Raw genomic sequence first — 10,004 nt, forward strand, 5'->3', positions numbered from 1 at the left:
CGTGTCGGTCTATTTGCCCAATACGACCTTGACGCCGAGCCAGACGGCCCCCATCAGACCGGCGGCAATCACCGTGATCACCGCCTTGAATGCGCAGCTCTGCGCCTGTTCCACGCTCTTCCGCCACCGGCGCAAGTGCTGGAAATCCGCTCTGGGTTCCTTCCGGTCGTCCTCTTCGATCCCAAAGGGCGCCAGCACCGATGCCGTCGCCTTCAACACGATGGCATCGGTGCTCTCCTGCTGGAGCCGGTGCCGTTCGGCCAATGTCTCGGCGACGATCAACCGGATTTCCTTGTCGGGCATCTTCACCGTTTGACGATCCTTGCAACATTCTCAAAACCGCGCTTGACCAAATAGAAGGAGACCACGAGGTTGGCAGTGATCGCCGCAAATCCCGCCAGCGCGTCTGTGAACACGAAGCCGAGGACCTTTGCCCGGCAAGTCAAATTCAATCCCAACGCCCGGTCACTGCGGGCATGAAAAACGAGCGCGGCGAACGAATAGGCCGTCCTCGCGTTAGCCTCCGCAGGAGGATCGGCCACGATACAAAAAAATGACACAACAAACCTCGCGCGAGTTACCCCGGCCAGAGCCGCGCAGCGATGATCGGGGCGCCAAGCAAGCCGCGATTGTCGAGGAGGCCAACAAGACCAACAGCGGGGATCGCGATCTCGTGCACGCCGATGGCGACAACATCGACCTTCCCGACGAGCCCGGCGATAAATCGAAAGACGACTAGCTGGGAGTTCGCGCGATGCGGCGGAACGACGTCCGACCTCAACCAGCGAACAAAAAACCCGCTGCGGAATGGTCCGCGCGGGCTGAAGCAAACTCGTTTCGATGATGCCATTTAGCCAGTGTTTTGCCCGACGTGTCAAACGCGGCCCGGCACGGAAGAATGCGTCTCTCCTCCCAACTTGATATGTGGTGTGCAGGGGGCTTGCTTCAAGTCCCCGGTGATCCCTTAGAACCCGCCGCCCAAGCAACGAACCTGAGGGGTCGCACATGACCATATTGCCTCCGACATCCCGGTCCCGCAGCCGGACTGAGCCAGCCGGCACGAACGGCCCGGCACACCATGCGGTGCTGATCGCCGGCGGCGGCCCGACCGGGCTGATGCTCGCGGCCGAGCTTGCGCTCGCGGATATCGATGTCGCCATCGTCGAGCGGCGCGCGACCCAGGAGCTCGTCGGCACGCGCGCCGGCGGATTGCACGCGCGCACCATCGAGATCCTCGATCAACGCGGCGTAGCCAGCCACTTCCTCGCTGAAGGACAGATCACCCAGCTCGCAGGCTTCGCCTGGACCCGGCTCGACATCAGCGACCTCCCCACCCGGCACGCTTATGGGCTCGCGCTGCGGCAGAGTCACATCGAGCGTATCCTGGCCGGCTGGGTCAGCGAGCTCGCAGTTCCGATCTATCGGGAGCGCGAGGTGACGGGCTTCACTCAGGACGAGAGCGGCGTCGACGTTACGCTGTCGGACGGCCGCTCGCTGCGAGCAAACTATCTCGTCGGCTGCGACGGCGGCCGCAGCCTGGTGCGCAAGGCCGCCGGCATCGACTTCGTCGGCACAGATCCAACGCTCAGCAACCTCATGGCCGAGGTCGAACTGAGAGAAGAGCCGGCCTGGGGCCTGCGCCACGACGCGCTCGGCTTTCACGGCCTCAGCAAATCGGAGAGCGGCCACGTGCTGGTCGTGGTGACGGAAGAGACACTCGAGCGCACCGGCGAGCCCGGCTTGCGCGATCTCAGCGAAGCTCTCATTGCCATCTATGGCACGGACTTCGGGCTGCACAGCCCCGCTTGGATCTCCCGTTTCACTGATGCGGCACGGCAGGCGGCGTCGTACCGCAAGGGTCGCGTGCTGCTCGCCGGCGATGCCGCGCATATCCATCACTCCGTCGGCGGGCAAGGTCTCAACACCGGCGTGCAGGACGCGGTCAATCTCGGCTGGAAGCTGGCGCAGGTGGTCAAGGGCATTTCGCCGGAGAGCCTGCTCGATACCTATCACGCCGAGCGCCATCCCGTTGCCGCGCGCGTGCTGCGCAACACCATGGCGCAAATCGCCCTGCTCCGCCGCGCCGACAACGGCCTCATTGCCGCACGCGAAGTCATGTCCGAACTGCTCGGCATGGACGAGCCGCGCCGGCGCGTTGGCGCGATGATGTCCGGGCTCGATATTCATTACGATCTCGGCGAAGGACACACGCTGCTCGGGCGCCGCATGCCCGATCTCGACCTTGTGGCCCACGGCCGCCCGCAAAGATTGTTCACGCTGCTGCATCGCGCCCGGCCCGTGCTGATCGATTTTGGCGAGGCGCGCAGCATCGACATCGCACCATGGGCGGATCGCGTCGACATCATCGACGCCAGCTACGACGGCGCGTGGCAGCTTCCGGCCATCGGACAGGTCGCAGCGCCGCAAGCGGTGCTGGTGCGGCCCGATGGGCACGTGGCCTGGGTGGGCGATGCGAGCCGGCACGGACTTGCGGAGGCGCTGACCGCGTGGTTCGGGCCGGCTGGGGCTGTAGCGGAGCAACGTCGCAGACGGCGTCGAAACAAATAGGCCCGCGGCATCCCGCGGGTCTGATTGAAACATCAGGTTTTCGAAATGCGGCTCAATATCAGAAGGTTGCGCCGCTCGTTGATTCTGATGTGATCGTTTTTGCCTGGCGAGTCCAGTCTGGATCTCAGGTTTGTGTGCAAGCGCGTCGGCGATCCATTGCGGCCATTCGGCCTCTGGACTTGGCTCAACGAGCGTTTGACGCATCTTCTGCGAGTCGGATTCGAATCTTGGGAGGCGCACTCTTTCCTTAAGTATCAGTGACGCGATACGGCCTGCGTTAGGAACTATCCTCACTGCCGAGCTGTTGCTTGGCTTCATGCCGTGAAGCCCCGGGAAACAGCATGTTGGACGCCGCCCTATGTCAAAAGCTCGCAAATGAATACAAGGCCGGTGCTCGATCATCCGGCCTTTCCGTGGAACGAACAATTCTGTTGAAGAACATCGCAAGGACCCTTACCGGCCTGGCCAATCAATCGGAAGCCACTCTGACGAGAGAAGAAACAAGGCAAGGCCGGCTGAGGGGCAGTCCGTCGGACACACCGGGCGCAAATTAGGATATCCGGGGAACGTCAGGCCCCTTGCCGAGTTTTCCCGATGCCCTTCCCCCAAGGGCAGCTTACGGGCCCCAGCTCGCAATCCCCATTGCCCCCAGAGCTGGGGCCTTTTTCGCTTGGCGGTTTGACGGTCGCGCCGGGGTTCTCTTCCGGGAGGGAGAGAATCTTTAAAAAAACTTGTTCTACCGCTGCATCTCAGGTGCTCTCGGTAGGCGAGCGGGATGGGATTTCCCGGCTTCTCCGCGTCCCGTCGCGGGGTCTTGGACGCGGCATCATAGTACCTGAACAGGCTAATCCAGACGCGCGACCCGGCCCGGCTAGCCATTGGATGGCAAAGCCAAACAACAACCTGGGCACGCGGTAAAAGTCGGCCCTGAATTTCCCAGCGGCTTCCTCCGACCAGCTCAGATTTCATTCCAGGGCTTCCTTTTAGGAGGCTCTGAATGGGCCTCCGCGGACCGGTGAGGGCGACTGATTTTCGAAATCCTTCGCGGCTTTGTCTTGTATGCCGGCCAGGCCGGCTTATTTTCCGAGTGATTGGCACTCGCTAGCTTCGACTGCTATTTCATTCAAAATAAATGCGACTAGAAGATAGGAGGAGAGCATGAAATTCCGTCCGCTTCACGACCGGGTCGTGGTCAAGCGCATCGACGCGGAAGAAAAGACCGCTGGCGGCATCATCATTCCCGACACGGTCAAGGAAAAACCCTCCCAGGGTGAAGTCATCGCCGTTGGCCCCGGCGGTCGTGACGAAAACGGCAAGCTGATCCCGATCGACGTCCAGGTCGGTGACCGCGTGTTGTTCGGCAAGTGGTCGGGCACCGAGGTCAAGATCGACGGCCAGGAGCTGTTGATCATGAAGGAGAGCGACATCATGGGCGTTCTCACTGACGTGTCTTCCAAGAAGAAGGCCGCCTAATCCACTGCCCGCACCGCTCACCCCTGAGGAGCGCCTGCTGGGCGCCTCGCCAAGGGTGAGATGAGACCAAGTCAACTCAGGGGAAACCAATATGTCAGCCAAAGAAGTCAAATTCGGCGTAGACGCCCGCGACCGCATGCTGCGTGGTGTCGACATCCTCCACAATGCGGTAAAAGTGACGCTCGGCCCGAAGGGCCGCAACGTCGTGCTCGACAAGTCGTTCGGCGCGCCCCGCATCACCAAGGACGGCGTCACTGTCGCCAAGGAGATCGAGCTCGAGGACAAGTACGAGAACATGGGAGCGCAGATGGTGCGCGAAGTCGCCTCCAAGTCCGCTGACGCGGCCGGCGACGGGACCACGACCGCGACTGTTCTAGCGGCTGCGATTGTCCGCGAGGGCGCCAAGTCGGTTGCGGCCGGCATGAACCCAATGGACCTCAAGCGCGGCATCGACCTTGCGGTGGAAGCCGTCGTTGCGGACCTCCAGAAGAACTCCAAGAAGGTCACCTCGAACGACGAGATCGCCCAGGTCGGCACTATCTCGGCCAACGGCGACGCGGAGATCGGCAAGTTCATCGCCGACGCCATGAAGAAGGTCGGCAACGAGGGTGTCATCACCGTTGAGGAAGCCAAGTCGCTCGAGACCGAACTCGAGGTCGTCGAAGGCATGCAATTCGACCGCGGCTATATCTCGCCCTACTTCGTCACCAACGCCGACAAGATGCGCGTTGAAATGGAAGATGCCTACGTCCTCATCAATGAGAAAAAGCTATCTCAGTTGAATGAATTGCTTCCCTTATTGGAAGCTGTGGTGCAGAGCGGCAAGCCGCTTGTGATTATCGCCGAAGACGTCGAAGGCGAAGCGCTCGCTACCCTCGTCGTCAACCGTCTGCGTGGCGGCCTGAAGGTCGCGGCCGTCAAGGCTCCGGGCTTCGGCGATCGCCGCAAGGCCATGCTGCAGGACATCGCGATCCTGACCGGCGGCCAGGCGATCTCGGAAGACCTCGGCATCAAGCTCGAGAACGTCACGCTCAACATGCTCGGTCGCGCCAAGAAGGTGATGATCGACAAGGAGAACACCACGATCGTCAGCGGCGCCGGCAAGAAGGCCGACATCGAGGCGCGCGTGGCCCAAATCAAGGCGCAGATCGAGGAGACCACCTCGGACTACGACCGTGAGAAGCTCCAGGAGCGTCTCGCCAAGCTCGCCGGCGGCGTCGCGGTGATCCGCGTCGGCGGCGCGACTGAGGTTGAGGTCAAGGAGCGCAAGGACCGCGTAGACGACGCGATGCATGCGACCCGTGCGGCGGTTGAAGAAGGCATCCTGCCGGGCGGCGGCGTCGCCCTGCTCCGTGCCTCCGAGCACCTCAAGGGCATTCGCACCAAGAACGACGACCAGAAGACCGGCGTCGAGATCGTGCGCAAGGCGTTGTCTTACCCGGCCCGCCAGATCGCAATCAACGCGGGCGAGGACGGCTCGGTGATCGTCGGCAAGATCCTCGAGAAGGATCAATACGCCTACGGCTTCGACTCGCAGACCGGCGAATACGGCAACCTGGTCTCCAAGGGCATCATCGATCCGACCAAGGTGGTTCGTGTGGCGATCCAGAACGCAGCGTCGGTCGCGGCGCTCCTGATCACCACCGAAGCCATGGTGGCCGAAGTGCCGAAGAAGAATACCGGCGCGAGCGGCATGCCTCCGGGTGGAGGCGGCATGGGTGGCATGGGTGGTATGGACTTTTAAATCCAACATTCAGAGCTCAACAGTAAGAAGGCTCGGCAGCGATGCCGGGCCTTTGCTGATTTCCTGGCAGTCAGCCGGGGTCCAACACTGGCGCACCGTATTGCGCGAGCGCGTCGAAGCCTGCGCCGCCGACAAATGTCAGGCGGCCGAGTCGAGGGGACACCGCCCGGAATCATCCTGAGGAGCCTCCATTCCCGGAAACAGCGATAGCAGCTTCCTGGCCGACGCTCGCCGCCCAATAGAAACAGATTGCCAATCAGAACTTACAAGGACGACGCGCCTCCGCTAAGAGTCCAATCGCGGCGGTAGCGCGCTGGGCGAGCCGCTTCAGGTCTGCCCCTACAACCAGACCACCTGCCGGTCTGGACTTCGCATACGGGCCAATTGCCGACTCATGCGCTGCAAGAAATATAATGGCACGGGTCGAAGCGAGTTTTTTGATGACCTTGCCGGCGCGGGCGAGAAGCGTCGGCGGGAAGATGGTGCCGAGCAAGCTTGGCGGTTTTAGTCGAAGTTATGGACCGAGAGCGGAAGGGACGAGGTGCCCTTCAACATTCAACGCACTCTGTTTTGAGACTTTGGACAAACGCGACTACATCGCTTTGTTCGGCTTCGGGCACCTGGAACTTCGCCAAGGTGCCGGCCGCATGACCGAGGAACACGTTCCAGTCGCTCTCGCTGATACGCATACCTTGGTGCGTGAGCACCATCTCCCTGCCCCGGTAGTACGTCGGTCCGCCCGCGCTCGCGCAGAGGAAATCGATGAGGAGCTGCTTCTCGCGCATGATACCGTCTTCCCCGCGATGTGCCCAGAAGCGGCCGAGTTGCGGATCGGCCCGCAGCCTTGGCAGCAGATCATTCACCACCGCCGTGATGGCATCACACCCACCTAGGCGCTCGTAAAGGGTCTTCGTCTCGCTGTTCATTTGCGTCCTCCTACCGTAGCAGGCCAACTACGCCTTTGGGTTGCCTATACCGACCGAACTTTTCATTGGAATCTACCCGGGTCATCCACGCTGATTCCGCGCTCTGCAGGGGAGGTCTGGTGTTGCTTCGATTGCTGCCGTAAGCGGCATCCGCACTGCAACAAACAGCACCGGGCACAACCCCTTTAGGCTCAATTGAGTACAACGCGATCACCAATCCGAACCGTTCCCGGCGCCGCGACCACGGCGTACACACCAGCGCAAGGGAACTGGCCGAGATCGCCAACTTGCATCCGATTGTTGCGAACGAGTGCCCGGAGCACATCCGTATCCTGCGGTAGACCGTCCTGAGCAAGCGTCGTCATCACACATCGCGGGTCGAGGAGTGCCACCTTGAGGCGCGCCCCCTTACCGAGCCCGAGTTCGTGACCGACCCAGTCATTCTCAGCAAATCCGGGGCGCTCGGTATTGACAATCACGTTCATGCGGAACCTGCGCTGGTCGAAGCGGCTCTGGGGCTGAACCTCGTCTAGTTGCGCTAGCGTCGACGTCGTCAGGACGGAGAGGGGAAACACATCGAAGAAAGAACCGACAGGGACCGGGGACTCCATTCCAAGCTCGGCAAAAAGAGCTGCTCCAAGCTTCTGCGCGACAACCGTATCTCTGTTGCCCGCGGGGTCTGCGCCCTCTACGTCGGGGTGGTACTGGTCGATGGTAAAGTCATCTGGCGCTACCCGCCCAAGCGTAACGTTACGTTTGAAGTACGCTGACAGCACGCGGTCAACCTCACCTGAGTCGCTCCTTACGGTCGTGCTGTCCGGAAACTGAATTTGCACCGGTGGTAAATCGCCGCCCCGGCTTGGTGGCTCGACGAAGACTGCTTTGCAGTCGAGTAGCTTGGGGAAGAGCCTCACGCTCTTCGCGCTCACAACCTTGCCCGTGTCCCTGTCGATGAGCGCATATGCGCGGTCACCCAAGACTCCTCGTTCCGTCACTTCCACGTCATTGAGTTGTTCGCCCCCCATGGACTTTACCGGAAACCTCCACAGCGTTGCTACCGAGCCAACGTCTTCAACGATTGCACCGATTGCCATGTGATCCTCCTAAACCGGGATTGAGGACAACAATTTCGCTCTGACATCGAAAGTGGACGCCGCTTACGTCTTGGGGCGGCTGCCAGGCTGCAATTCAACGCCCTAAGCTGAGGGCTCTAATCATGCGCACGCTGCCGATTGCGATGTCATCGCCTGCTACGGCGGAGCGAGTTCACCGACAAGCGCCTCGCCTCCAAAGATCCGCGCGGCGTGAGCAACGGCGTAGGGGGAAGCAGCCACCGTCACGCTGCAGCGCGATAGATAATCCAGATTACGACGAGAGCCGCTAGAACGAGTATCCAATTGGAAATTTGGGTACCCGCTATCGATGTTTTCTGGCTGAACCATTCCATGGCCTTCCTCCCAGCTTAGACCACCTCACTTGGGCGGCCTCCCACGCTTTCAACACCTCGACGATATCACCGATTTCCCAAAGCCGCTCGGTCCGTTGCGGCCATGGCCTCGCATTCTGTCAGTGGCTACAGAGTTCGATCCCTGCGCGGTGTAAATCCGCAAATCCCATAGTCTGGTGACTTGGCCGGGACGATATCGCCGTTCAACTCGGCGCGATCCATTAGAAAAACGGCTTGACCGTTAGGCCCTTCGCTCGGGCGTCCTGAATGAAGGTATGCGCTTCCTCATTCGACAAGGTCAGCCCGGGACCACCAAGAAACTCCTCTCCCTGAGGAGTATTGGCGCGAAAGGTCGTCTCTCCTTGATTCACATGGACCGTATAATCAATATCGCCATGGGGCTCTGGCATGTTGGCCTCCTTATCCCCACCGGTGCATATTGCGTCGATTTCAACCCGTGAGACAAGGCGCTGATCGTCGCCAACCACTATCTCGAAACCGATCTGGAGAAACTAAAGGCAGCGGTCTCGATGGGTTATGCGCGAGGGAAGTTGTTCGAGGAGGCCAGGACGCTGCCGCGTGATCGTTAGGATTGGTATGATTGAGCCGGGTTGATTAGTCAGCGATTCTGACAGGAGCACAAGATGGCTCTCCTAAAGCGCGAATTATATCGTCATGTGACAGGCCCTGAGGTCACCCACGCGGATCGTTGCACACTCGTTTTCGATACCGACGCAAAGAATTTATACGTCGAGCGCGAGGTGGCGCATTTTGATGCCAGCGTTGTTGGCACGATTGAGATCCAATCATCAACGATGGATATCGCTGACTACCTCAAGCAGGGCGGTCAAACTGCTGGTCACCGCGAGCTATGGCGCTTGCTGCAAACGATCTTCAAAGAGGACAACAATTCGGAAGAGATGTAAGTTGGATCAGGGGTCAAATTTCCTCGTTGGCATCCCCCACATAGTGTCCATGACCCAATGCAACCACCTAAACGCCCCGCCAAGACCAAAGGCCGAGCTTCGCGAGATGTTGACCGGAGGCTGTCCGCAAAACGCAACTTGAGCCGAAGCGCCCGCCGCAGGCCAAGAGAGATGGCAGCGAAAAGGCGGCCTAACTCGTATCTGAGTGCAAGGCCACAGGTGCCGTTTCTTGCGCATATCTGGCCACACGCAAAAAGCCGCCAAGGTCTCCCTCGGCGGTTCGTGCCGTTGCATTTGCGTAGAGGTACTGCGTCGAGCGGTGCTCGAACGCAGCCCGTGCTCGCTCTTATTTGGACGCACGCGACCTTCAATGAGGCGGTGGGTGCGTTGCCAGTCTCCATAACATGTGACTGGCGGCGATGCTCTTCAAGCCAGCACTGCTGTCCCGTTCGATGAAATGGCAATGCAGGTTTTCGATTGAGCGCCCTTCACCGATTAAGGTCAGCAACTGATCCACCACAACCCGGATACGCGTTTCGAAACTCGTATCGGTGATGATTTCGCCGCGCTCGACGGGCCATTGCCAGATCGCCGACAAGCAGGATTGTGCGGCGAGCTCCAGACGCTGCCGGGGGCATCCTTCGTGGTCAACGGCGCGGCGCAGGTCGCCGATTCCGCGCTCACCACGGCCTCGGTCGAGATGAAGTGGAAGAACGGCTGGTCTGCGGCAGGCACTTTCGAGGGCGAGTTCTCCGACGTCACCCGCTCCTACGCCGGCAAGGGCGTGGTCAGGTACGCCTGGTGAGCCACGCGATGCACCAGGATTTCGCGTCGCCGGCTGCTTGCAGTCACTTTTCGAGAAAAGGATGCCAAGACCCATCACTCGCGCACGCGGTGAGTTGTCTGCTAATGGGATGGTC

11 protein-coding genes and 1 pseudogene are annotated in these 10,004 nt (G+C 60.6%); 6 read left to right on the forward strand and 6 right to left on the reverse strand.

Annotated elements, in window-relative coordinates; translation table 11 throughout:
* Positions 1 to 9 precede the first annotated feature (9 nt).
* Entirely contained in the window at positions 10 to 309 is a 300-nt protein-coding gene (locus FXV83_RS22165; protein ID WP_148741503.1) for a hypothetical protein, read from the reverse strand.
* On the reverse strand, positions 306 to 542 hold the full coding sequence (locus FXV83_RS22170) for a hypothetical protein (RefSeq protein ID WP_148741504.1): 237 nt from the start codon (positions 540 to 542) through the stop codon (positions 306 to 308). Before FXV83_RS22170 ends, FXV83_RS22165 begins: the two co-directional genes overlap by 4 nt.
* 11 nt (positions 543 to 553) lie before the next feature.
* Here FXV83_RS22170 and FXV83_RS22175 point away from each other — a divergent pair, with 11 nt between their 5' ends.
* The 4 genes from FXV83_RS22175 (at position 554) to groL (ending at position 5,785) form a co-directional block, all read left to right on the forward strand.
* Entirely contained in the window at positions 554 to 739 is a 186-nt protein-coding gene (locus FXV83_RS22175) for a hypothetical protein (RefSeq protein ID WP_148741505.1), read from the forward strand.
* A gap of 266 nt (positions 740 to 1,005) precedes the next feature.
* Positions 1,006 to 2,568, forward strand: a complete 1,563-nt coding sequence (locus FXV83_RS22180; RefSeq protein ID WP_148741506.1) for an FAD-dependent monooxygenase — start codon at positions 1,006 to 1,008, stop codon at positions 2,566 to 2,568.
* Between the two features lie 1,158 nt (positions 2,569 to 3,726).
* Complete coding sequence (gene groES / locus FXV83_RS22190; RefSeq protein ID WP_148741508.1) at positions 3,727 to 4,041, forward strand: co-chaperone GroES; 315 nt, start codon at positions 3,727 to 3,729, stop codon at positions 4,039 to 4,041.
* A gap of 91 nt (positions 4,042 to 4,132) precedes the next feature.
* Positions 4,133 to 5,785: a chaperonin GroEL gene (groL, locus tag FXV83_RS22195; RefSeq protein WP_148741509.1), complete on the forward strand. Its 1,653-nt coding sequence runs from the start codon at positions 4,133 to 4,135 to the stop codon at positions 5,783 to 5,785.
* 548 nt (positions 5,786 to 6,333) lie between these two features.
* Here the strand turns inward: groL and FXV83_RS22200 are convergent.
* The 3 genes from FXV83_RS22200 to FXV83_RS22210 form a co-directional block, all read right to left on the reverse strand.
* Positions 6,334 to 6,711, reverse strand: a complete 378-nt coding sequence (locus tag FXV83_RS22200; RefSeq protein ID WP_148741510.1) for a group I truncated hemoglobin — start codon at positions 6,709 to 6,711, stop codon at positions 6,334 to 6,336.
* 191 nt (positions 6,712 to 6,902) lie between these two features.
* Positions 6,903 to 7,805 carry an MOSC domain-containing protein gene (locus tag FXV83_RS22205; protein WP_148741511.1) on the reverse strand — a complete coding sequence of 301 codons (903 nt, stop codon included), beginning with the start codon at positions 7,803 to 7,805 and terminating at the stop codon, positions 6,903 to 6,905.
* A 574-nt stretch (positions 7,806 to 8,379) separates the two neighbouring features.
* Positions 8,380 to 8,568: a hypothetical protein gene (locus FXV83_RS22210; RefSeq protein ID WP_148741512.1), complete on the reverse strand. Its 189-nt coding sequence runs from the start codon at positions 8,566 to 8,568 to the stop codon at positions 8,380 to 8,382.
* A gap of 234 nt (positions 8,569 to 8,802) precedes the next feature.
* Here FXV83_RS22210 and FXV83_RS22215 point away from each other — a divergent pair, with 234 nt between their 5' ends.
* On the forward strand, positions 8,803 to 9,084 hold the full coding sequence (locus FXV83_RS22215; RefSeq protein ID WP_148741513.1) for a hypothetical protein: 282 nt from the start codon (positions 8,803 to 8,805) through the stop codon (positions 9,082 to 9,084).
* 367 nt (positions 9,085 to 9,451) lie between these two features.
* Here FXV83_RS22215 and FXV83_RS22220 read toward each other — a convergent pair whose 3' ends face one another.
* A complete protein-coding gene (locus FXV83_RS22220) occupies positions 9,452 to 9,682 on the reverse strand; it encodes a hypothetical protein (protein WP_148741514.1) in 231 nt (76 codons plus the stop codon).
* 18 nt (positions 9,683 to 9,700) lie between these two features.
* Here FXV83_RS22220 and FXV83_RS22225 point away from each other — a divergent pair.
* Positions 9,701 to 9,889, forward strand: a pseudogene (locus FXV83_RS22225) (hypothetical protein); the annotation flags it as partial.
* Positions 9,890 to 10,004 lie beyond the last annotated feature (115 nt).

The sequence above is a fragment of the Bradyrhizobium hipponense genome (assembly GCF_008123965.1).
In the GTDB taxonomy this organism is placed as follows: domain Bacteria; phylum Pseudomonadota; class Alphaproteobacteria; order Rhizobiales; family Xanthobacteraceae; genus Bradyrhizobium; species Bradyrhizobium hipponense.